We start from the raw sequence: 23,217 nt of genomic DNA on the forward strand, positions 1-23,217 counted from the left end.
CTAAAACCATTGGAAAAGAAAGTTCTTGGAGAGTTTGGCTGTCAGAAATTTATCTATTGTAGTGATGCCGGACTGGGATCTGAAGATATCAGATCCTATAATCATATGGGAGAAAGAGCCTATATCGTAACCCAGTCTATCAAGAAACTGAAAAAAGAAGAAAAAGAATGGGCTTTGAATCCACAAGGGTTTAAAAGAGTTTCGGATGATACACCCGTTGATATCACAAAACTACCTGCAGATGATAAAGGCCTTTATTATAAAGATGAACCCTATACTACAAAGAAACTTCACCAGCGCCTGATCATTACATACTCACCTAAATATGCGATTTATCAGAAAACGCTTCGCGATAAACAAGTGGAACGTGCACAAAAAATGTTAGATTCAGGAAACACAAAAAAGAATCGTAAAAACCCAAACGATCCAGCCCGTTTTATCGGAACCACAGCTTCTACCAAAGAAGGTGAAGTCGCTGATATCCATCATTACCTGGACGAAAATAAGATTGCAGAAGAATCTCAATATGATGGACTTTATGCTGTATGCACAGATCTTCTGGATGATGAAGTTGGAGATGTTTTAAAAGTCAGTGAAGGCAGATGGCAAATAGAAGAATGTTTTCGAATTATGAAAACGGATTTTTCGGCAAGACCTGTTTATCTACAGGATGAAAACCGTATTAAGGCACATTTTCTGATTTGTTTTCTCGCACTGATAATCTATCGTTTTCTTACGAAAAAGCTCGAATCAAAATATACCTGTGAAGAACTGTTAGATACCTTGAAAACAATAAATTTTGTCGAGGTTCAAGAACAAGGATTTATTCCTACATATAAACGCGAGTCCATTACAGATGATCTTCATGAAGCTTGTGGATTTCGAACAGACTATCAATTCATAACCAAAAGTAAAATGAAAACAATTCAGAAACAGAGTAAAGGAAGGAAATAAATTACAATACTCTATAACAACGATGAAAATCGCTGTACCCAAGTAAGCGCAAGGGATACAGCGATTTTTTCTTTTGCTAACTGTCAAAGACAGGATTGTAAATTGTCAATTGTTAACAATTTAAAGGGTAGCTTATCATTGCTTTTTTCACAAACTGCACACAAAAACAGTGTGGATTTTGTGCATTTTATCTTATATACGCAAAATCCACACTGTTATGTTTTTGTTTTATAGCGATAAAAACTGCAAAAGCATCTCTATCTTGAGTCTGGAAATCCGATCTTCCAATTCCACATCCAACAGTTCCTTGATCTTGGCAATTCTCTTGCGGATCGTATTGATGTGTACATACATTTTCTCTGCTGTAATGCTAAAGTTCATGTTATTTTCCAGATAAATCTTCAAAGTCTTCAAAAGTTCTCTGTTCTTCTCATCTTCCATAAGGATCCGGTACTGGCTCAGCATTTCCTCCAGTTCCTCTTCTTCAATATCGATCCATGCATATGGCCCCAGCATCTCATAATCCCAGATCTGTTTTTCTGCGAACAGCTTCCTGCCCATCGTCATCACTTTCTGGCATTTCTGCACACTCTTCTTCAGCGACAGCAGATCCACAGAATCACGGCATATCGCAAATTCCAGCTCCATATTGCTGCATTTTTCTCTGACCTTAAGCCGGAACTCTTCCAAGACATTCTCCAAATATTTCAGACTACACATATCTTTTTCCTGTGTATCCCAGAGAATCATTCCATTGTTCTCATCCAAAAACGCAAATCTCCCAAATTTAGATACCGAGCTGTCCTGAAAAGCTCTCACAAAATTCTTACGTTCGTCTCTGGCATTAACAGCTGCATCTTTCGTCTGGGCAAACATCATACAGATATATTTCTTCGACATGGGAATTCCATGCTGGCTTGCCTGATAGATCAACCGGTCCTTGTCTTTCTCATCATAATTCAGAGCATACAAAATAAAGTTCTCAAATCCGATATTTCCGACACTTTGTGCAACCATGATCTGTTCGTACACCGATTGAAGTTCCAGGAACGCAATCCGAATCGAATACTCATCGCAATAATCTATAAATTCCTTTGACTCCATGACAACAAAGTAAGCCTGCACCACTTCATTCATGACAACGGGAATCAGAATCCAGCTGATCCTTGGACCATCCGGGCTTTGCGGATCGATCAAACGGTATCTCATCATATTAATATGTTCACAGAGAATATGTCTTGTGTGTTCCATGGAAGGATTCCAGTAATCCTCATCCTTCAAATGGGAATCATCCGATATTCTTCTGAAGTTTGCAGAACTGTAATACGCCTTTTCTTCGCTGATATCATAGAGAAAAGCCGGGAAATGCATCTCCAACTCTACAGCCTGAAGAATTTTTTTGATTTTCCTTTCTTTAAAATCCAGATTAGACAGCTGAAACACACTGTCATTCTGAATTCGGAATCTTCGAAATGCCTGGTTCATCACAGTCACATTAATCTGATTAATGACATCCATGAACGCAATTTCAAATGGCATGCTGATGAGCGGTACATCGTGTTTCTCAAACAATTCGATCACATGCTCCGGAATCTCATCCATGTATCGCGCCCTCTTAATCATAAGTCCGGCTGTACGCTGCATGATCCCGTTCTTAAATCCGTCATCCAAACAGTGAGGCTCCTTCGAAAGCGCATATCCCGACGTCATCGAAAGTTCTTTTCCCTTAGCCCATCGAAAGGCATCCGGAGAATCCATAACTGCGATTCCCTGCACTTCTTTAGACAATCCATTCTTTCCGGCCACCACATGAAAATCTTTAAAAAAATCCAAGGCCAACAGTTGATACAATGCTATTCCCATATTTCTTTCCACCTTTTGTAAAACAAGCCAATCCAATTGTATCCAAATTTAAAACAAGTGTAACATTCGCCTTGACTTGATGTCAAGAATACGATTGTTACACTTATTTATGATTCATGATTTCTCCGGACTAGCCTTCATACATCGGAGTATATTCATCCTTCTTTTCTTCAAACTCTTTCAAGATATCTTCCCGAACTTCCGGCTTATTATAGAGATCATATGCAATTCCGGCAATAACCTGCGCAGCACACAGCGCTCCTTTCTCTCCAAGGGAACTACCGGCTGCAGCTGCCGACTGCCAGGTATGCGGAGCCACACCCGCCGGCCAACAGGATGTCGATATCGCACACATCGGCATCATATGACTGACATCTCCGCTGTCAGAAGATGCAGTAAGCGGATTGATCTCATACAGATTGCGCGAATTCAATTTCCACACCATCGGCTTTCCTTCTGTCTCATACAACTTCTGCGCTTTCTCTTTGTCTGCGTCGGAAACGGATTCAAGGAGTCGATTGGCGAATGCCATTTCTTCTTCGTCAAATACAGGCAGTTCTGCCTCTTTCAGATTTTCATAAGCCAGATCTCCAAACGCATGATTTTCCTGCATTTCACAGCATCCATAATCCACTTTCATTTCCACCTGGGTTTCTGTCATAAGTGCTGCGCCTTCCGCCACTTTTCCAACTCTTGCAAGAATCTCTTTTACGTCGGAAATGTACGGTGCTCTCACGAAGTACCATGAACCCGCTCTCGGCGGAACGATATTCGGAGCAAATCCACCGCTGTCTGTGGTGTAATGAATTCGTGCTTTGGATGTCACATGCTCTCTTAAATAGTTCACACCTACATTCATAAGTTCCACTGCATCCAGCGCACTTCTTCCAAGCTCCGGTGCAAATGCCGCATGAGAACTTCTGCCTTTAAATTCAAAATGTGCAGATGCACTTGCCAGATATCCATTGTCATAGACCATGTTCGCACTCATCGGATGCCAGCTGATCGCAAAATCACATCCGTCAAACATATGATAATATGCCATTTTCACTTTTCCACAGAGAAGTTCTTCTTCCGGACATCCGTAAAAACGTACCGTTCCACTTATTCCTTCCGCTTCCAGATAACGTTTTACTGCGATCGCACCGACTGCTGCCGCGGAACCGAGCAGGTTATGCCCACATCCGTGTCCCGGTGCACCCGCTTTAACCGGTTCCTTTTTGTCCGTCACTTTCTGTGAAAGTCCGGGAAGCGCATCATATTCCCCTAAAATTGCAATCACCGGTTTTCCGGAGCCGTACTCTGCACAAAATGCATGCTCCAGATGCTCTTCATTTATAATATGAAATCCTTCTGCATCCAAAAGCCTGCGGAAATAATCTGCCGAAGCTTTTTCAGTCCCACCTACTTCCGGATTTTCCCAGATTGTTCTGCAGGAGGTCTGAAGAAGAGACTCCATTTTCTTCACCTCAAGATGAAGATCTTTCTTTTCCATTTTCATTTCACCCTCTCCAATACAATTCTAAAATCTTACGCTTTCTTCTTTGTATTATTTGACATGGTAGCAAATCCAACTGCAATACTGATAAATACACAGCCCAGAGTTCCAAGCCAGTTAGAAGCGCCCGGAAGCCAGTTGAAAAGACCGATACCAATTGCAAAGTAAAGTGCAAATGCGATGACAAGCATAATCAGGCTATGTTTCACCATCTTTATACCAAACTGAACCATAAGTGCACCAAAAAGTGCCGGAAGCAGATAATTAAGTGCCGTCTTAACAGTAGCAGGAAGCATAGACAATACGCTTGTTCCAAGAATGGCTCCGATTGTAAGAACAGATACATTAATAATAATAGAAACAGCCATACCTAAAGTTGCAATAATAGATCCCTGCTCGGTACCCGGTTCAACATCCGCTGCCACCTGTGCCATACTTGCACACGGTACACGCATGTTTGAAATATTACCGGAAAGGAATGCCATGTAGGTTCCTGCGGTTCCAAGTACCGGATAATAAGAAATCGGCTCTACAAACCACAGAACTCCAAATGCGCTGACACCGCTGATAAATGCGGTCAGGAGCGCTGCCGGTTTTGGAAGGATTCCGTAAACAACTGCAAGTGCGATTGCCGGTGAAAAAGCTAATATAACTCCCAGCACGCCGGTAAGCTTACCTATTTTATTTACCTTAGGCATATATTCGTCTTTATAGAAATTATTGCTCATCTTATCTTCCTCCTTAAACCAGTGCAGTGATGATCATTGCACCCAGAATCGTAATTGTCAGGGCCCATTCTTTCAGCCATCCGATATTTTTCTTATTGGCAACTGTATTCAGTACAAACATGATAACTGCTCCGAGAATACATGCCAGCATGTTATGCCATGCGGAAGACATTGCCACTTCATCGGCTTTTAATACCATTGAATAGAACGGTTTGGAAATATGGCTTGCAACCATGGCTGCAAACACACCGATAATCGCGCAGTTTGCGATGGTTGAAAGTGTACCTGAGTTACCTTTGGAAAGCTTGTGCTCAATCTTATCCATCTTGTTTGCTGAGAAAGTTGAGAAAATTACCCAGCCGACAGAGCAGAGAACCATGGTCCATACTGCCATGGCAAGAGCTTCCTCAGTCATTGGATCTGTACCAAGCGTTACACCTACTGCTGAAGTACCAAGGCCCGCTGCAATAGACTCAAACATAACCGAACCGATCATAGCAAGGCGCATCCAGCCTACCGGTCCTCCTACCGTTACTAATAATGAAAGCATTCCGCTGAGTACCACGATGGATGGACCAATTGATGTGATGGCACTGCTCTTCATTGCCTTCTTCATCTTGTCCTCACCAAGTCCCATCTTCTTTCCTGCACCGTACGCCCCTCTCGCAAAAAGAACAGCCTGAATCACTACGAGTACTACCGGAATACCACAGGCTATCCACATTGGGATTCCATTTGCAATCTGCATTACATCCATTTTTGTCTCCTCCTTCTAATAACTTTTATCTATAAGTTCTATTGATAATCATAATGTTTTTATTTCCCGATAAAAATAAAGAAAATTTCACTTTTCCTTCACTTTCCTCTAACGATGAAAATTTTTTCACTTTTTATTCCGAATACTGTGAAAGATTGTACATTAAAAAATATTTATACCATTTTAGAAAATATATTTCTTACACTTTGATAAATAAAAAGGTATTCTATTATAAAGAACACGATAGCTGTTCAGACCCAGGCAGTATCTTCGAGGCTGGCTCTGAGCAGAAAAAGGAGGTCTATATGAAAAATCAGATTATGCTGGAAGCTGAAAAGATCAAAGACGAGATGATTGCATGGAGACGCGAACTTCATCAAATTCCGGAACTTGGTCTTACTCTTCCGAAAACGGTAAATTTTGTCACAAAGAAACTGGATGAAATGGGAATTGAATATACGGTCTATGAAGAAAGTTCCAATATTGTTGCCACGATTGGGCACGGAGACACATGCTATATGATCCGCGGCGATATGGATGCCCTTCCCATAGAAGAAAAATCCTGCGAATCATTCGCTTCTACAAACGGATGCATGCACGCCTGCGGACATGATATGCACACGGCAATGATGCTTGGTGCCGCAAAACTGATCAAGGCACATGAATCTGAATTAAACGGTGTTGCAAAGCTTCTGTTCCAGTCAGCAGAAGAAATCTTTGCCGGAGCAAAGGCAGCCATTGCAGGCGGTGTCATGGAGAACCCACATGTTGATTCCGCGCTGGCTCTTCATGTATTTTCTCAGAAACCTCTGGGAACACTTGGCGGCCACAAGGTTCCTGCCGCCGGTGTTTACGGTTTCCGGATCAAACTGACCGGGCAGGGCGTACACGGCTCCTCACCGGAGCACGGTGTCGATCCGATCAACACGGCAATCCATATCCATCTGGGCCTGCAGGAACTGATGTCCAGAGAAGTTTCCGGATTTGATGAGGTCGCTCTTACCATTGGCAAATTCCACGCAGGAAGTGCTGCCAATATTATCCCGGAAACAGCAGAACTGGAAGGCACACTCCGCGTATTCGATCCGGTACTTCGTGAGAGAATGATCCAGAGGATTCATACCATCACGCAGAATATCGCCGAGGCATATCGCACCAAGGCTGAGATTGAAGTCCTCAGTGATGTACCGCCTCTTGTATGTGACGAACAGGAAAATGCATGGAGCCGGGACGTGATCCATGAAGTCGATGATTCTCTTATCGTAGATGAATTCCACGCAATGGGATCGGAAGATTTCGCTTGTATCTCCGAACTGGTACCGGCAACCTTCTATATGGTGGGAGCCGGTGTGGAAAATCCGGACGAAAGACTGCCTCAGCATAATCCGAAGATCCGCTTTAATGAAGATGTTCTTCCGATCGGAGCCGCTATCTATACAACAGCCGTATTAAAAAAATTAAGTAGATAAGTCATATTTGAATACACAACCAGAGTCCTGCAAAATGCCTCCCTTCTCAACGATCAGGCATTTCACAGGACTCCTCCTCTTTTATTTATTCTGTTTTTTTCTGGATACTTCTGCCGCACCTATAATTCCGGCACCACTTACAAACAACAGAATCATCCACGGCATAACTGCATTCGTGTCTCCTATCTTTACAGAGCCATTGCCCTTTCCGTTTATCTTATCAGACGGTTTTGCATCACCCTGGTTACCAGTATTATTATTACCAGCATTATCTTTATTGTCGGAATTGTTTTTTTCCTCAACAATTTTAGCCAGCATTTCTGATACATCTGATTTTACAGAGCGTAATGTATCCATTTCTTTTTCTGACAGACTTCCTGACGCAATTAATGCATCAATTTCAGTTGCCAGACGTACGATAGCTTCCTTATCTGCAGAGGTTACAGTCTTTCCTTTATATTCTTTAACTGTTTCTTCAATCTGCTGAATCTTGTTTTCTATGGTCATTGAATGAATCGTAGTATCCAGTTCCATCTTAAGACCTATTGTATCACGGCGTTCACGAAGTACATCAATTGTACTAAGGTTATCTACCGGAGCATCATCCATTGATACGATCGGAGTCAAATTCTCAAATACAGATCCTTCCAATGTTGCGCAGTATTCATTTACACAAACATTATATGTCTTCGTATTATCGTTAATATCAATGTATTGGCCATCATCTGCGATGATAGAAGTTACTTTAATACCTCCATCCACAACTTTGTAAGTTATGGTGATACCCGAAAACTGATCGCCATAGTTCGAATCATTGTAGCCGCCGTCAATACCGATTTCCGGATTTAATCCTGTTAAAGCATTTTCCAGCTGTTTCGCCATCTGCCGGCCTGTAATTGTATACGTCAGGATGCGGTTGCCGAACGGAGAAATTGTATAGATATCAGCAACTGTAATATCTCTAGTCGTCTTCCCATCTTCTATTTCAAGATCTGCGCGGATTCCCCCACGGTTTGTAAATGCAGCGATTGTCTTTTGATCTTTCATTACAGCCAGCATCAAATCTGCAATCCAGTTACCGGCAATTGATGTTGTAGCATTTTCAGGATCGATGCAACTTCCAGTGATGCTCTGGTCAACAGTACACAGAACCTCATACATCTCATCTTTTACTTCATCCCATGCGGCCTGACTGATTTTTACAACCCCAGGATCCAATGCCGTATTGGTTCCATCTTTATAATAGAGATTTTCACAAAGGCTCTTATCGTAAGCAGTATCTACATAAGTAGGTGTAACTACATCAACTTCGCCTTCCGGGCTAATCTTGATCTCAGTTGTAGAATATCCATATGCATAACGGTATCCCTGCATGTAGTCAATACCTGTTACTTCAGAAGTTCCGTTCGTTCTCTGATGAGTATGTCCTCCCGCTACCAGATCAACAACTTCAGGATCCATGGCATCTGCAATCGGAACCGGATCAGCATGTGCCAGAATGATTATGATGTCTGCATCTTCATTCTCTTTTACATCTGCAGCTAATTCTTTCAGCTCATCCATATCATCGTCGATTTCATATGGAGCGATTTTAGAAGCCTTGATATCAGCTCTGTAGTCATCAGCCCATCCGATAATTGCCACTTTATACCCCGCTTTGTCTACGATCGTGTAATCCTGTGTGAAGTTAACACGAGCATCCGTTCCTGCGTAGTACAGGTTACTCATTAATACAGGTATATCGGAATCACCTTTAAACTCACCGATTTCATAAGGTGCCATAGTACCTTCAGCATCGGCTGCGTATGTTGTTACATCCCAATCAAATTCGTGATTTCCAAGCCCTACTGCATCATATCCCATCTCGTCATATGCTGCACGTAGTGCTGCACCATAGGTTAGATTGGAGTGCGGTGTACCCTGATAAATATCACCGCTGTCCAAAAGCAGGACATCGTCATAAGCTTCGTCCTGTTTCTTCCGAAAAAACTATTTGCACATCTTAAGTCAGATGTTGCTCACAATCGCAGTAATCAATGCTTTAAACTGCGCAGCCACGCGGTCCGCCGTCTCCTGAACCTCTTTGTGATCAAGCTGTTTCGTTGACATACCTGCTGCTAAATTCGTGATACAAGAGATACCGCACACTTCCATTCCCATATGACGGGCAGCCATTGCCTCGCATGCCGTACTCATTCCCACGGCATCTGCTCCCCAGCTCCTGCACATCCGAATCTCTGCCGGTGTCTCATAGGCCGGCCCGGTGAGCTGTGCATAAACGCCTTCCCGAAGCGAAATTCCAAGTTTCTTCGCCTCTTCCCTGATGATTTCACGGATTCGCAGGCTGTATACCTCACTCATATCCGGGAATCGCGCTCCAAGTTCATCAATATTCGGTCCGATCAGCGGACTCGGAACCGCTGTCGTAATATGATCGGTGATCATCATGAAATCTCCCGGCTTATAGTCAAAGTTCACTCCACCTGCCGCATTGGTAAGAATCAACTTCTTCGCTCCCATCATCCCCATCAATCGGGTCGGAAGCACCACATCAGACATCGGATATCCTTCATAATAATGGACGCGTCCCTGCATGACAACGACCGGAACCTCACCCACATATCCGAACACAAATCTTCCTTTATGCCCCGCCACCGTTGATACCGGAAACCCTTCAATCTCTGTATAATCTACGGTTTGTTCTATCTGAATTCCATCTGCGTAATCGCCAAGCCCCGAGCCGAGGATCAGCGCCACCTCCGGCTGAAAATCCGTTTTTGTTCTTACACTTTTTAAGCACATTTCCAGTTTTTTGTAAATGTCATTCATCGCAAGCCTCCTTCTCCTAAATCAATTTTCTCTGAAACGATTTTCTTTAATCCTTCATACTGTTCTTTGCTGATCAGGATCTGATTGCCCTCCTTCGTGATCAGCCCTTCTTCCTGAAATTTCTTCACACCCCTACTCACACTCTTTACGCAAAGTCCCGTCTCATCCGCCAGATTCTGCCGATTTCCCTTGACATGAAGAATTCCATTCTTACTGTATCTCTCATAGCGCTCAACAAAAAGCAGCGCCAGCCTGTCAGATCCCTGCATGAAAAGGTACAGACGGCTGTTCCGCCCCTCTTTGAGAAGATATTCTCCGACCAGTTTTGCCTCATGCTTCAGTGACTGAATATCCGAATACATCCATTTTTCAAATTTATTTCTCGCGAGCTTTACCACCACACAGTCAGTCACAGTACGCAGCGTGGTCATGTATTTGTCCAGATCCATCAGAAATTCCATTCCTCCGAACGCGTAGACCCGGTTAAACTGCATAAAATCGTATGGCGTCCCGTATACCCGATAATCAATTGCTTCGATAATGCCGCTTCCTATAAAAAATATCGTATCTGCCGGTTCCCCTTCTCTTACAAAAATGGTTCCTTTTTTCAGTTCTTCTATCTGAAAGTTCTCCATAAGCCACAACGGAGCACTTTTAAAATATTCTTTAAATTGTTCCTGCCGCTCTTTTTCTACATCCTTCAGGAACGGAAGTGCATCATACAAATAATTATGTTTCACGCATCTTCCTCCTTTCTTTTGACACGGCCATTTTTAGACCAGTTTTTTCAAAATGGAATGTCCGATTGTTCCTTCCGGCATGTTTACGCCGAAATTTTCTGCCACCGAAGCCCCAATAACCGCAAAGGTATCCTCGTTCTCCAGCGCACCGCCGCCTTCCATCTTTCTGGAATAGGCGATAAGCGGCACATATTCCCTGGTGTGATCCGTACCGGTGTAAGTCGGATCATTTCCGTGATCTGCCGTCAGCATCAGCAGGTCATCCTCTCTTAGTTCATCCAGAAGGATACCCAGATTCTTGTCGAATTTCTCGATCTCTTTTGCATATCCTTCTACATCTCTTCGGTGTCCCCAAAGTGCGTCAAAATCAACCAGGTTGACAAAACACAAGCCTCGGAAATCCTTTTTACACAGTTCGATCGTCTGCTCCATGCCATGCACGGAGCTGTTGGAATGATGGGTTTCCGTGATGCCCTCACCGCAGAAAATGTCGTGGATCTTACCCACTCCGATGACATCCAGGCCCGCATCCTTCAGAGCATTCAACGCAGTCGCACCAGTGGGCTTCAGCGCATAATCATGCCGGTTGCTGGTCCGTTTAAACTCACCTTTCTTTTTACCTACATACGGTCTTGCAATGACACGGCCCACACGCCATTCATCCTTCATCGTAATTTCTCTTGCGATCTCACAGCAACGGTATAGATTTTCCAGATCAAAGGTTTCCTCATTTCCGCAGATCTGCAGCACAGAGTCCGCAGAAGTATAGACGATCATCGCTCCGGTGTTGATTTCTTCCTCACCAAGCTCTTCAATAATCTTTGTTCCGCTGGCGCTCTTATTGCCGATCACCCTCTTACCGCAGCGTTTTTCGAGTTCTTCGATCAGTTCCGGCGGAAATCCTGTATCCGTAAATGTCTTGAACGGTTTTTCTGTTTTAATCCCCATCATCTCCCAATGACCGGTCATGGTATCCTTTCCGTTACTTGCCTCCCCGAGACGCAGGTACCGCCCGGACGGGTCCGGAACAGGTTCCATCGCTCCGGCAGTATGGAGATTCAGCATGCCAAGCTTTCTCAGATTCGGAATGTCCAGTGTTTTCATTTTCTCCAGGATATGTCCGAATGTATCGACTCCCTCATCCCCAAACCTGGGAGAGTCCGGCATGGCACCAATTCCAAGCGAATCCAGAACGATCACAAAAATTCTCTTATATTCATTCATTTCACGCTCACCTCAATCTATGTTTCCTTACCTTCTGTCCAATTTTTCAAGCAGTCGTTTCTTCATTTCTTCATCCACAAACGCTGTCTTTGCCGCATTTTTCATCATATGTAAGATCTCTTCATCTGTAATTCCATAGGTTCTTTGAATAAAATCCAGTTCCTTCGTCAGAGACGTTCTGCTCACGGTCCGGTTATCCGTATTGATTGTGACCATTAATCCTGCATCCAGAAATTCTCTCAGCGGATACGCCTCGGTACCCGGAACCGCTTTTGTCTGCAAATTACTGATCGGGCACATTTCAATTCCCACACCGGCCTTACGTACCAGCTTCTGGATGTCCGGTTTTCCGCGCATGGCGATTCCGTGGCCGATTCTTCCGGCTCCCGCAAGCACAGAGTCTTCTATATTCTGCGCGTTTCCGCATTCACCGGCATGCAGCGTGAACGGCATTCCCAGCTCTTTAACCCGTTTAAACAGACTCATAAAGTCACTCATCGGGTAAACAGCTTCCGCGCCGGCCAGATCTGCAGCACAGACACCCTTGCCCAGAAATTCCCGGGCCGTCCGAATCATCTGATAATTTTCCTCTTCACTGTGATGCCTCATGGCACAGGTAATCACATTATACTCTACTCCAAAATCTTTTTTGCCTTTTTCCAGACCTTTCAGCAATGCAGAAATCACCTGACCGGTTCCCATTTCTTCTGTTACAGATAAAAGCGGGGCAAAACGTATCTCTGCATAGCAGACATTCTCCCGGCTCATCGTGCGAAGCACATCGTATCCCGCTCCTTCGAGACCATCTTCATCTTTCAGGCAGGAACAGGGCAGGTCGAACTTCTCCAGGTATTCTGCCAGGCTGCGGCAGTCTTCCTCCACACTGAGTTCCCGTACGGAAACCGCTCTGCCAAGCCGCGTTCCGATAAATTCCCGACTCAGCGATCCGTCCAGATGGCAATGAAGCTCTATTTTAGGCAGTTTCTTTAATTCATCGATTGTCATCTTTTACACTCCTAATCTTTCTCGATCCAATTGCTCTGCGGTACGTTTTATCCATCCTGTCTTACGCCAGATTCGTCGGGCCAAATCCCTGCGGGAGCAGTTCTTTCAGTGTAAATATTTCATACTGCTCTTTACCGGTCGCCAGAATGATCTGAAAGGTTTCCGGGTCACAGAATTCCATCATGACCTGACGGCAGACGCCGCAGGGAGCCGCGTATTCTGTCAGGACTCCATCTTTTCCTCCCACAATACAGATTGCCCGAAACTCCCGCTCGCCTTCACTTACCGCCTTAAAAAATGCTGTCCGCTCTGCACAGTTTGTCGGAGTGAAAGCTGCATTTTCGATATTGCATCCTGTATAAAACTTTCCATCCTTCGTAAGCAGCGCCGCTCCGACTTTGAAGCCGGAATACGGTGTATAAGAATATTGAAGCTGACCGATTGCCAGTTCAATCATCTCTTCTGCCAGTTTTTTGTCCATCTGCGAACACCTCCATCTCTTAATATCCGGATGCCTCCTCGTTCTTCACGATCTTAACGATCCGGCTTGTTCCAAGCCGGTCTGCTCCCAGCGCCAGAAACTTCTGTGCATCATCCAGAGAGGAAATTCCCCCTGCTGCCTTCATCTTCACATTCGGACCGATATGTTCTGAGAAAAGCTGAATATCTTCAAAGGTTGCTCCTGCCTTCGAAAATCCGGTGGATGTCTTAATATAGTCTGCCCCGGCTTTTGTCACGATCTCGCACATTTTTATTTTTTCTTCATCCGTCAGAAGGCAGGTCTCGATAATGACCTTCAGAATCTTCTCACCGCAGGCTGCTTTCAGCGTACGGATTTCTTCTTCGATAAGATCGTACTTCTGATCCTTCAGCCACCCGATGTTGATCACCATATCAATCTCCGATGCGCCGTTCGCAATCGCGTCCTTTGTCTCGAATTCCTTCGTCTTCGTCGTCATATATCCATTCGGGAATCCGATGACGGTGCAGACCGCCATCTTCCCTTTAACATATTCACTCGCCTGCTTAACATAGCTTGGTGGGATACATACCGATGCTGTTCCATATTTTACAGCATCGTCGCAGATCTGCCTGATCTCCTCCCATGTAGCCTGCTGAAGCAGCAGAGTATGATCTACATGTTTTAAAATTTCCTTTACATCCATATCCTGTTTCTCCTGTTATTCTGTTATTCTTCCATCTTCCCGGATCAGGCTGCGGATTGCCTCCACTGCCACCCGAATCGCCATATCGGTATCGTGCACGACCGGATTCTCCAATCCAAGCTTTTCCCGTTCCTGATTTGCCACTACAAGGAAGCAGGAGCCTGCCCGAACATGCAGGCTGCTCGCCACGACAAACATCGCAGCCGATTCCATCTCGGATGCCAGACATCCCAGACGTTTCCATGCTTCCCATTTGTTCAGGAGTTCATAGCTGACCGGCTTCACCTCCGGCTCATGCTGTCCGTAAAAAGCATCCTTGCACTGTACCACACCTACATGGAACGGAAAACCTTTTTTCTTTGCCGCCTCCACGAGCGCGATGGTCACATGCAGATCCGGTACTGCCGGAAATTCGATAGGCGCATATTCTTTGCTGGTGCCTTCCATGCGTATCGCCCCGGTTGCAACCACGATATCCCCGCTTTTCACGTCGGTCTGCATACCGCCGCAGGTTCCGATCCGGATAAAGGTATCTGCTCCGCAGCGGTACAGTTCCTCCATGGCAATGGATGCAGAAGGCCCGCCGATTCCAGTCGAAGTCACACTCACTTTCACGCCGTCCAGTGTACCGGTATAGGTCACAAATTCCCGGTTATCGGCGATCAAAACCGGATCCTCAAAATACTGTGCGATCTTCACGCACCGTTTCGGATCTCCCGGCATGATCACATATCGGCCGACTTCTCCCTGCGCCACCTGTATATGATATTGTCTGCTCGCATCTTCTGAATAATTCTTCATGTAAATCAAGCTCTCCTTTCTAACGTGCACCTTTGTCGTACGGGATTCCTTCCGCTTTCGGTGCCCTGGATTTCTTCGAAACAAATACCAGCACAACCAGAGATATAATATATGGAAGCATGTTATACACCGTGCTCGGCAGCTTCAGCGCTACCAGAAGATCAAATCCTGTATAAACATTGGAAAGCGCACGGAACAATCCGAACAAGAGCGCTGCAAGTCCGATATTGACCGGTTTCCACTGTCCGAAGATCATAACTGCCAGAGCCAGGAATCCGAAGCCCGCAACACCATTTTCAAATTTCCATTCACTGACACCTGCAGTGATGTACACCAGACCGCCAAGTCCGCCAAGAGCACCGGAGATCAGAACGCCCGCATACCGCATTTTATATACATTGATTCCCACCGAATCCGCTGCCTGTGGATGTTCGCCACATGCGCAGAGTCTAAGACCGAATTTTGTCTTATAGAGAACCACATATGCCGCGATCAGCACCAGCAGTGCGATCAGCATAAACCAGTTAAATTCAAATTTCCCGATATTTACAATAAACGCTTTCTTCGCATGTCCATAGGCAACCGTTGAAGATACATTATCTGCATTTTCCGCCGTATTGATTGCTCTTACAAGTACAACCGCAACCGCCGGTCCCAGAAGGTTCAGCGCAGTTCCAACCAGCGTCTGGTCTGCCTTAAACCGGATCGCCGCAACGCCAAGAAGCAGAGAGAAAATCATTCCGATCACCACACTGGCCAGGATTACAAGCAGAATCACAGCCGGAGCTGCTGTCCCTGACGGAAGGAATTTCATCATGAGCGCCCCGCCAAGTGCTCCCATAACCATGATGCCTTCCAGACCGATATTGATAACACCACTATGTTCGGAGAAACAACCTCCAAGTGCCACCAGCACCAGAACAGAAGCAAATATTAATGTATACTGAATCAATAACAACATTATGCTTCGCCTCCTTCCTGTTCTTTTGCGGCGCGCTTTTCATCCCGCTTGTCCAGATATCTGTTAAGCCAGATTTTGAAGAAAAGCACAAAGCCGCACATGTAAATGATGAATGCCGAAATCAGATCCGAAATCTGCGAACAGTACATCGTCTTATCCACATAGGTTCCACCGCTGGTAATATGCTGGATAAAATAAGATGAGAATATCGTTCCGATCGGATTCAGTCCGCCGAGGAACGCAGCCGCTATTCCGTTAAATCCCATAGCCGGAACACTGGTCTGCTGTACCATCCACTGCTCGATCCCACTCAGATAGAAGATCCCCGCTCCGAGCCCCGCAAGTCCTCCTGCGATCATCATCGTCAGGATCGTATTGCTCTTCTCATGCATACCGCAGTATTTCGCAGCCTGCTTGTTCAGACCGGTAGCTTTAAGCTCATATCCGAATTTCGTCTTCTCCATAACGATCCACACTACGATTGCGATGAGCACCGAAAACACGATTCCGATCGTCACGAACTGATTGTTGGAAAACAATTTATCCAGTCCCATCGTCGGAAGCAGCGCATCCTTATTCACACTGGAAAGCGGCCGCGTATACGGCGTGGACTGCTCTTTTACACCAGTCAAAAGCATATTCACACAGTAAAGCGAGATCCAGTTCAGCATGATACAGGAAATAACTTCATTTACATTAAAATATGCTTTCAACGCACCGGAAATCCCCCCGACAATTGCCGCCGCAAGCATGGCCGCAAGCAGGCATATATACCATGGCATATCGAATTTCAATCCGAAATAGAGACAGGCGCCGGCACCAACTACATACTGACCGGCCGCACCGATATTAAATAATCCCACTTTATATGCAAAAAGTACCGATAATGCACACATTAAAAGTGCTGAAGCCTTTACCAGTGTCGTTCCCAGATATTTTTTTGCCGCCACCGCACTCGGATAATATAAAAAGTTCTTCAAAATAGCAACAATTGCTTTTCCTGCCCCTTTCGGGTTGATGATCAGAAGTACAATATAGCCGATCAGGAGACCAATGATAATACAGAGCAATGACGCCAGAATTGTCTGAAAACCGTTGTTCCTTAAAATACTTTGCTTCTTTTTCGGTTTCTTATCCATTGATTATGCCTCCTTTCTCTTAGAACCGGCCATATAGAGTCCCAGTTCTTCCACCGTAACATGTTTCGGATCGAATTCCCCTACGATTTCCCCTTCGTACATAACCAGAATTCTGTCCGAAACATTCATAACCTCATCCAGTTCCAGGCTTATGAGCAGAACGCCTTTCCCGGCATCTCTTTGTGCCACCAGTTCTTTATGCACATTCTCAATCGCTCCTACATCCAGTCCGCGGGTTGGTTGTACCGCTACCAGAAGTTCCGGATTCTTATCGATCTCCCGGGCTATGATCGCCTTCTGCTGATTGCCGCCGGACATGGATCTGGCTTTCGTGACCGGTCCCTGACCGGAACGGATGTCGTACTGTTCGATCAGATGCTCTGCATACTCTCTTATTTCTTTCCGTTTCAAAAATCCAAATTTGCTCGTGAACTGTGGTTCGAAATATCTCTGAAGAATCAGGTTGTACTCCAGAGAATAATCCAGAACCAGCCCATGTTTATGACGGTCTTCCGGGATATGGCTCATACCGGAAGTCAGACGTTTCCGAATCGGCATATGAGTGATATCCACCCCGTTCAGGGTGATCGTACCGCCGGTCACCGGTTCGAGTCCGGTAAGCCCATAGACAAATTCAGTCTGACCGTTTCCATCGATTCCTGCAATGCAGACGATCTCACCTCTTCGAACCTGCAAAGATACCTGATTGACTGCATTATTCTTATGCCGCTTTGATGCCACCGTCATTCCCTGAATATCAAGTAATACTTCCTTCGGTTCAGCCGGCTTCTTTTCTACTACAAAATTAACATCCCGGCCTACCATCATCGCAGAAAGCTTCTCCGGTGTCGTGTCTTTGATATCTACCGTACCAATATATTTTCCTTTTCTCAGTACACTGCAGCGGTCTGCCACCTGCATAATCTCGGCAAGCTTATGAGTAATGAAAAGAATACTCTTTCCTTCTGCAGCCAGATTTTTCATGATCGTCATCAACTCCTGGATCTCCTGCGGTGTCAGCACAGCAGTCGGCTCGTCGAAGATCAGGATCTCATTGTCACGATACAGCATTTTCAGAATCTCTGTTCGCTGCTGCATACCAACGGTAATATCCTCGACCAGTGCATCCGGATCCACTGAAAGTCCATACCGCTCCGACAGTTCCATAACCTTCTTTCTTGCCTCGGCTTTCTGAAGGAAACCTCCCTTGGTGGTCTCCACCCCCAGAATGATATTATCCAGAACGCTGAAACACTCAACCAGTTTAAAATGCTGATGCACCATTCCGATTCCCAGATCATTAGCATCATTCGGATCGTTAATGGTAACTTTCTTCCCGTCTTTGTGAATCTCGCCCTCCTCCGGCTGATAAAGACCAAAGAGTACGCTCATTAATGTGGACTTTCCTGCACCATTTTCTCCCAACAAAGCATGAATCTCACCTTTTTTCAACTGTAAAGTAATATTATCGTTTGCAATGATTCCCGGAAAACGCTTCGTAATATTCAGCATCTCAATTGCATACTCTCCCATCCTTTACACACCTCCTGTCATCGATTATCCTTTCCCTATTTTAAAAGGGAGCGGACCACCGCCCACTCCCCTTGCAGTTTCAGTTACATTTATTTAATGCTGCCGTAGTCATTAACTTTGATTGTCGTTGCCGGCATTGCCGTAATATCATTGGATACGGTAATTTCTCCAGAGTACATTGACTTCACGAGTGTGCGATAATCATCCTCTGTAAATCCGTCGCCCCACTGTGTGCTTTCAAGCGGAAGCTGAACATAGTTTTCTTCCGGATTTTCGGAAACCAGACCAAGATTATCGATCTTGCCTGCGTAGTCACTCCATTTGCCACCCTTAATATCTGTAAGAACCGTATTAACCGTTGCAGCAAGTCCCTTCATAGCAGAAGTAACTGTGATTCCTTCGCCGTATGCATCAATCGTAGGAGCCTGATCAGAGTCAACACCAATCACTTTACCTCCGGTCTTCACTGCTGCTTCGACTGCGGATGTCCAGATACCGCCGCCGCAGGCAAATACGATTTCCACATTCTTTGATCCATACCAGGTATCCATGTAAGCTGTGATATCAGCATCGCCATAGAACTGTCCACCGCATACATACTCGATTTCAATCTGATCTGCGATTCCAAGTTCTTCTGCCGCAGCGTTAGCTCCCTGCACATATCCGTATCCGAAACGTGTAACCGCCGGCACTGCCATACCGCCGAGGAATCCAAGGTGCTTATAACCTAATTTAACAGCTGCGTATCCTGCCATATATCCGGAAAGTTCCTCCTGATAGGTACAGCAGTAAACATTATCTGTGTTATAGTAATCTGCTACGTTGTAGTCGTCCGGATTGTAAGTGTATCCTTCTCCAACGCCCTTCTCACAGATATCTCCTGCTCCAACATCCAATGCAACAAATTTTACATCCGGATAGTTTTCAGACTGAGCAACTACCGTTCCTGCGAACATATATCCCGGCATAACAACGACATTTGCGCCATCAGCCACTGCCTGATCTACACTTGCGTTTCGCGCTTCATCCGAATCGCTCTCCGGCTTGTAGTAATTGAATTCCACATCGTTCTTTTCGCTCCAGGCTTTACAGCTCTCATATGTTGTCTGATTAAAGCTCTGATCTGTAATATCTCCGGAGTCGGTGATCATGGCAATCTGCATGTTTTCACCGGAAGTATCCTCTTTCTTTCCTCCGTCTGTACTACTGTCTGATGAGCCGCCGCATGCTGCCAGTGAAAATGCCATCATACCTGCAAGTAACACTGCAATAAGTCTCTTTTTCATAAAAACAGTTCCTCCTTCTTATTCATTGTTATTTTTGCCCTTTTGTCTTTCTTTATTCCGGTATCAGAAACACCCGGAACTGACAATCTTGTAGTAATTATGACATATGTCTCGATAATATCATAGGACTTGAGTCTCTTTTTTTGAAAATATTTTGCATTTTGTCGCAAATAGACATTTTTCCGCTTTGTTATTTATGCATTTTTTACAGTTCGTTTTTTAACCAAAAAGGATTTTGTCCCTTTTTGGAACTATCAACGCTTCTAACTTAAAGGGGCCGCCGAATCTCTTTGGAATATGCATGGCAAAAAGCGGACAGCTTACGCTGTCCACTTTCCCCTTAATGACAAATTTGCTCTATTCTTCTGCATCGTCTGCCTGTAATACTTCTTCGTATTTTTCAAGAATCAGTTTCTGAATACGCTCTCTCGTCCCGGAATTAATCGGATGTGCGATATCACGATATTCTCCATCCATCGCTTTCTTACTTGGCATTGCGATGAAAAGTCCTTTTTCGCCTTCAATTACTTTGATGTCATGAACAACAAACTCTTCATCCATTGTAATTGACACAACTGCTTTTAACTTTCCTTCCTTCGCTACCTTCCTCACGCGTACATCTGTGATTTGCATTTTTCTAGCCCCTTTCTCCAGTAATGCATACGACTAACCCTCTGGTCCTTATAATGCATACCTCTCGTTCTTTTCTACTACTACCTTCACACCATTTTCTCCAACGTGGCGCGTATTTGCCCGAATTGTGTCGCGACTTTCTACGATACAGTTTTCTATGTATGTATTATCCCCCAGATAAACATCATTCAGAATGATCGAATTCTTAATCACACAATTATTTCCGACAAATGCTTTCTTAAACAGAATGGAATTTTCCACTGTACCGTTGATGATACATCCGCTGGAAATCAGACTGTTCTTCACAACGGATCCCGGGTTATACTTTGCCGGCGGCAAATCTGTAACTTTTGAATAAATATCTGGGTGTTGTTTAAAGAAATAATTTCTTACTTCCGGTTTCAGGAAATCCATATTCGTCTTATAATAAGCATCTACTGTTGAAATATTGCTCCAGTAGCTATTTATTTTATAACCGTATATCTTCTTCAGATTCTTGTATCTGATCAGGATATCCGTTACAAAATCATGTCTCTCTTCTTCGGCACTCCGTTCAATCAGTTCAATGAGCTGCCTTCTGCGGATCACATAAATTCCGGTCGAGATCGTCGTCGCATTCGTGATCATCGGCTTTTCTTCAAACTCCTGGATCCGCATAGCCTCGTCCATTTTGACCGTACCGAAACGTGTCGGATCCTCTCCCGGATCCAGATCCTTGCAAACCACTGTAATATCGGCCTTCTTAGCGATGTGATATTCCAGCACTTTATTATAATCCAGTTTATAAACGGCATCACCGGACGTAATGATCACATACGGCTCATGACACCTTTTCAGGAAATCGAGATTCTGGTAAATAGCATCCGCCGTTCCACGATACCAATATCCGTTATCCGCCGTTATGGTCGGCGTAAATACATAGAGTCCTCCCTGTTTTCTTCCGAAATCCCACCATTTGGAGGAATTCAGATGTTCGTTCAGTGAACGGGCATTATACTGTGTCAATACTGCTACCTTCTGTATATGAGAATTCGACATACTGCTGAGTGCAAAGTCAATACACCGGTAGCTGCCTGCGATCGGCATCGCTGCCACCGCACGTTTCTGGGTAAGTTCACGCATCTTGTTGCTGTTTCCGCCCGCTAAAATAAGTCCTACCGCTTTCATGATCTGTCACCCGCCTTTACTAATGCTCCGCCGCTTTCAAGAACGCCGTTTTCATAATCTTCCTTCATCGTAACTCCACTGATTGCAGTGTTTTTACCAATCTGGACACCGGACGGAATGACCGAGTTTTCTCCGATCGTCACAAGTCCGGAATTGTAAATATCGGGTCTGAGGCAGTTCGGTGCCTCACTTCCGATTCCCATTGTAACATTATCACCAACCGTGACATTCTCCGCAATAATGGCCTTGTCCACCACGCAGTGTTCACCGATCGTTACATCTTTCATAATGATCGAGTCACGCACCACCGTGCCCTTTCCGATCGTGACACCGGAACTAATCACACAATTGCGCACTTCTCCGTAAATCTCCGCACCGTCACCGATGATGCTCCGTTCAATGACAGACTGATCTGAAATGTATTGTGGCGGAATAATATCACTGTTTGTATAAATCTTCCAGAATTCTTCGTATAAATTAAATTCGGGAATGATATCGATCAGCTCCATATTGGCTTCCCAGTAGGAACTGAGTGTACCGACATCCTTCCAATATCCATTATACTCATATGCGAACAGTCTCTTATCATTCTGATGGCAATACGGAATGATATGCTTGCCGAAGTCGCATCCCGGTTGATCGGAGAGTTTCAAAAGCGCATCCTTCAATACCGGCCAACTGAAAATATAGATACCCATGGATGCAAGATTACTCCGTGGATGTTCCGGTTTCTCCTCAAATTCCGTGATTCTGTTATCATCATCTGTAATAACGATTCCGAAACGGCTTGCCTCCTCAAGCGGAACCGGCATTGCCGCGATCGTCACATCCGCATGGTTCTCTTTATGGAAATCCAGCATCACCTCATAGTCCATCTTATAAATGTGGTCACCGGATAAGATCAGCACATAATCAGGATTAAAGGTCTCCATATAATCCAGATTCTGGTATATCGCATTAGCCGTTCCCGTATACCATTCACTGTTGCTGCTCTTTTCATACGGTGGTAGAATCGATACCCCTCCAATATTACGATCCAAGTCCCAAGGAATTCCGATTCCTATATGTGTGTTGAGTCGTAAGGGCTGATATTGAGTCAATACTCCTACGGTGTCAATTCCCGAGTTGATGCAGTTGCTAAGCGGAAAATCGATAATACGGTATTTTCCTCCGAAAGCCACAGCCGGCTTGGCTACCTTGGCAGTCAGTACTCCGAGTCTGCTTCCCTGACCTCCCGCGAGTAACATCGCTATCATCTCTTTCTTAATCATGTCGTCACCCCTTCTCAGTAATTCTAGTTCTTACATTATAACATATCGCCTTCGTATAGTGAACAATTTTTACAAAAAAAAATCGTTCGTCCCGTTCTTTTTATGAAAATATCACAAAAAGAAATCTCCTGTTTTTTCATATGTAGATTATGATATAATAATTTTACAAAAACCTTTAATATTATTATATGAG

21 protein-coding genes are annotated in these 23,217 nt (G+C 44.7%); 2 read left to right on the plus strand and 19 right to left on the minus strand.

What is annotated here, in order from left to right:
- On the plus strand, positions 1-954 hold a 954-nt coding region (locus ACTNBF_RS08615), incomplete at its 5' end, for an IS1634 family transposase (RefSeq protein ID WP_441089066.1).
- 228 nt (positions 955-1,182) lie between these two features.
- On the opposite strand, the gene ACTNBF_RS08620 is transcribed toward ACTNBF_RS08615, so the two are convergent.
- The 4 genes from ACTNBF_RS08620 to ACTNBF_RS08635 form a co-directional block, all read right to left on the minus strand.
- Positions 1,183-2,817, minus strand: coding sequence for a PucR family transcriptional regulator (locus tag ACTNBF_RS08620; RefSeq protein ID WP_441089067.1), 1,635 nt, complete (start codon positions 2,815-2,817; stop codon positions 1,183-1,185).
- 130 nt (positions 2,818-2,947) lie between these two features.
- On the minus strand, positions 2,948-4,318 hold the full coding sequence (locus ACTNBF_RS08625; protein ID WP_441089068.1) for an amidohydrolase: 1,371 nt from the start codon (positions 4,316-4,318) through the stop codon (positions 2,948-2,950).
- Between the two features lie 29 nt (positions 4,319-4,347).
- The gene (locus ACTNBF_RS08630) at positions 4,348-5,043 is read right to left on the minus strand and encodes a hypothetical protein (RefSeq protein WP_427807463.1); all 696 of its coding nucleotides are present in this window, start codon (positions 5,041-5,043) and stop codon (positions 4,348-4,350) included.
- A 13-nt stretch (positions 5,044-5,056) separates the two neighbouring features.
- Positions 5,057-5,800 carry a DUF5058 family protein gene (locus ACTNBF_RS08635; RefSeq protein WP_427819561.1) on the minus strand — a complete coding sequence of 248 codons (744 nt, stop codon included), beginning with the start codon at positions 5,798-5,800 and terminating at the stop codon, positions 5,057-5,059.
- Between the two features lie 305 nt (positions 5,801-6,105).
- On the opposite strand from ACTNBF_RS08635, the gene ACTNBF_RS08640 reads away from it, so the two are divergent.
- On the plus strand, positions 6,106-7,269 hold the full coding sequence (locus ACTNBF_RS08640; protein WP_427819560.1) for a M20 metallopeptidase family protein: 1,164 nt from the start codon (positions 6,106-6,108) through the stop codon (positions 7,267-7,269).
- 81 nt (positions 7,270-7,350) lie between these two features.
- Here ACTNBF_RS08640 and ACTNBF_RS08645 read toward each other — a convergent pair whose 3' ends face one another.
- The 15 genes from ACTNBF_RS08645 to ACTNBF_RS08715 all read right to left on the minus strand — a co-directional run bounded on the left by ACTNBF_RS08645 (position 7,351) and on the right by ACTNBF_RS08715 (position 23,024).
- A complete protein-coding gene (locus ACTNBF_RS08645) occupies positions 7,351-9,219 on the minus strand; it encodes a bifunctional metallophosphatase/5'-nucleotidase (RefSeq protein ID WP_441089091.1) in 1,869 nt (622 codons plus the stop codon).
- Between the two features lie 57 nt (positions 9,220-9,276).
- Positions 9,277-10,098, minus strand: a complete 822-nt coding sequence (locus tag ACTNBF_RS08650) for a purine-nucleoside phosphorylase (RefSeq protein ID WP_441089070.1) — start codon at positions 10,096-10,098, stop codon at positions 9,277-9,279.
- Complete coding sequence (locus tag ACTNBF_RS08655; RefSeq protein ID WP_441089071.1) at positions 10,095-10,838, minus strand: Crp/Fnr family transcriptional regulator; 744 nt, start codon at positions 10,836-10,838, stop codon at positions 10,095-10,097. Before ACTNBF_RS08655 ends, ACTNBF_RS08650 begins: the two co-directional genes overlap by 4 nt.
- Positions 10,839-10,871: 33 nt before the next feature.
- A complete protein-coding gene (locus ACTNBF_RS08660; RefSeq protein WP_427807475.1) occupies positions 10,872-12,062 on the minus strand; it encodes a phosphopentomutase in 1,191 nt (396 codons plus the stop codon).
- Positions 12,063-12,089: 27 nt separating this feature from the next.
- Positions 12,090-13,067: an adenosine deaminase gene (gene add / locus ACTNBF_RS08665; protein ID WP_441029849.1), complete on the minus strand. Its 978-nt coding sequence runs from the start codon at positions 13,065-13,067 to the stop codon at positions 12,090-12,092.
- A gap of 61 nt (positions 13,068-13,128) precedes the next feature.
- Positions 13,129-13,548 (minus strand): cytidine deaminase, encoded by a 420-nt coding sequence (locus tag ACTNBF_RS08670; RefSeq protein ID WP_427807479.1) that lies wholly within the window; start codon positions 13,546-13,548, stop codon positions 13,129-13,131.
- A gap of 19 nt (positions 13,549-13,567) precedes the next feature.
- Positions 13,568-14,233, minus strand: coding sequence for a deoxyribose-phosphate aldolase (gene deoC / locus ACTNBF_RS08675; protein ID WP_427807481.1), 666 nt, complete (start codon positions 14,231-14,233; stop codon positions 13,568-13,570).
- Between the two features lie 15 nt (positions 14,234-14,248).
- A complete protein-coding gene (udp, locus tag ACTNBF_RS08680; RefSeq protein WP_441089072.1) occupies positions 14,249-15,034 on the minus strand; it encodes a uridine phosphorylase in 786 nt (261 codons plus the stop codon).
- Between the two features lie 19 nt (positions 15,035-15,053).
- Positions 15,054-15,995: an ABC transporter permease gene (locus ACTNBF_RS08685; RefSeq protein WP_427807485.1), complete on the minus strand. Its 942-nt coding sequence runs from the start codon at positions 15,993-15,995 to the stop codon at positions 15,054-15,056.
- Positions 15,995-17,134, minus strand: coding sequence for an ABC transporter permease (locus ACTNBF_RS08690; RefSeq protein ID WP_427807487.1), 1,140 nt, complete (start codon positions 17,132-17,134; stop codon positions 15,995-15,997). Before ACTNBF_RS08690 ends, ACTNBF_RS08685 begins: the two co-directional genes overlap by 1 nt.
- Before the next feature lie 3 nt (positions 17,135-17,137).
- On the minus strand, positions 17,138-18,667 hold the full coding sequence (locus ACTNBF_RS08695; protein WP_427819546.1) for an ABC transporter ATP-binding protein: 1,530 nt from the start codon (positions 18,665-18,667) through the stop codon (positions 17,138-17,140).
- Positions 18,668-18,756: 89 nt separating this feature from the next.
- On the minus strand, positions 18,757-19,953 hold the full coding sequence (locus ACTNBF_RS08700; RefSeq protein ID WP_427807490.1) for a BMP family lipoprotein: 1,197 nt from the start codon (positions 19,951-19,953) through the stop codon (positions 18,757-18,759).
- A gap of 357 nt (positions 19,954-20,310) precedes the next feature.
- Entirely contained in the window at positions 20,311-20,586 is a 276-nt protein-coding gene (spoVG, locus tag ACTNBF_RS08705; RefSeq protein WP_427807492.1) for a septation regulator SpoVG, read from the minus strand.
- Between the two features lie 48 nt (positions 20,587-20,634).
- Positions 20,635-21,753 carry a glucose-1-phosphate adenylyltransferase subunit GlgD gene (gene glgD / locus ACTNBF_RS08710; RefSeq protein WP_441089073.1) on the minus strand — a complete coding sequence of 373 codons (1,119 nt, stop codon included), beginning with the start codon at positions 21,751-21,753 and terminating at the stop codon, positions 20,635-20,637.
- Positions 21,750-23,024 carry a glucose-1-phosphate adenylyltransferase gene (locus ACTNBF_RS08715; RefSeq protein ID WP_427807496.1) on the minus strand — a complete coding sequence of 425 codons (1,275 nt, stop codon included), beginning with the start codon at positions 23,022-23,024 and terminating at the stop codon, positions 21,750-21,752. Before ACTNBF_RS08715 ends, glgD begins: the two co-directional genes overlap by 4 nt.
- Positions 23,025-23,217 lie beyond the last annotated feature (193 nt).

The organism is Bariatricus sp. HCP28S3_A4 (assembly GCF_052066395.1).
GTDB lineage: Bacteria > Bacillota > Clostridia > Lachnospirales > Lachnospiraceae > Allocoprococcus.

Coding starts and splice junctions, on each gene's coding strand:
- ACTNBF_RS08620 (WP_441089067.1), bottom strand. CDS start 2,817: ATGGGAATAGCATTGTATCAACTGTTGGCCTTGGATTTTTTTAAAGAT.
- ACTNBF_RS08625 (WP_441089068.1), bottom strand. CDS start 4,318: ATGAAAATGGAAAAGAAAGATCTTCATCTTGAGGTGAAGAAAATGGAG.
- ACTNBF_RS08630 (WP_427807463.1), bottom strand. CDS start 5,043: ATGAGCAATAATTTCTATAAAGACGAATATATGCCTAAGGTAAATAAA.
- ACTNBF_RS08635 (WP_427819561.1), bottom strand. CDS start 5,800: ATGGATGTAATGCAGATTGCAAATGGAATCCCAATGTGGATAGCCTGT.
- ACTNBF_RS08640 (WP_427819560.1), top strand. CDS start 6,106: ATGAAAAATCAGATTATGCTGGAAGCTGAAAAGATCAAAGACGAGATG.
- ACTNBF_RS08650 (WP_441089070.1), bottom strand. CDS start 10,098: ATGAATGACATTTACAAAAAACTGGAAATGTGCTTAAAAAGTGTAAGA.
- ACTNBF_RS08660 (WP_427807475.1), bottom strand. CDS start 12,062: ATGAATGAATATAAGAGAATTTTTGTGATCGTTCTGGATTCGCTTGGA.
- add (WP_441029849.1), bottom strand. CDS start 13,067: ATGACAATCGATGAATTAAAGAAACTGCCTAAAATAGAGCTTCATTGC.
- ACTNBF_RS08670 (WP_427807479.1), bottom strand. CDS start 13,548: ATGGACAAAAAACTGGCAGAAGAGATGATTGAACTGGCAATCGGTCAG.
- deoC (WP_427807481.1), bottom strand. CDS start 14,233: ATGGATGTAAAGGAAATTTTAAAACATGTAGATCATACTCTGCTGCTT.
- udp (WP_441089072.1), bottom strand. CDS start 15,034: ATGAAGAATTATTCAGAAGATGCGAGCAGACAATATCATATACAGGTG.
- ACTNBF_RS08685 (WP_427807485.1), bottom strand. CDS start 15,995: ATGTTGTTATTGATTCAGTATACATTAATATTTGCTTCTGTTCTGGTG.
- ACTNBF_RS08690 (WP_427807487.1), bottom strand. CDS start 17,134: ATGGATAAGAAACCGAAAAAGAAGCAAAGTATTTTAAGGAACAACGGT.
- ACTNBF_RS08695 (WP_427819546.1), bottom strand. CDS start 18,667: ATGGGAGAGTATGCAATTGAGATGCTGAATATTACGAAGCGTTTTCCG.
- ACTNBF_RS08700 (WP_427807490.1), bottom strand. CDS start 19,953: ATGAAAAAGAGACTTATTGCAGTGTTACTTGCAGGTATGATGGCATTT.
- spoVG (WP_427807492.1), bottom strand. CDS start 20,586: ATGCAAATCACAGATGTACGCGTGAGGAAGGTAGCGAAGGAAGGAAAG.
- glgD (WP_441089073.1), bottom strand. CDS start 21,753: ATGAAAGCGGTAGGACTTATTTTAGCGGGCGGAAACAGCAACAAGATG.
- ACTNBF_RS08715 (WP_427807496.1), bottom strand. CDS start 23,024: ATGATTAAGAAAGAGATGATAGCGATGTTACTCGCGGGAGGTCAGGGA.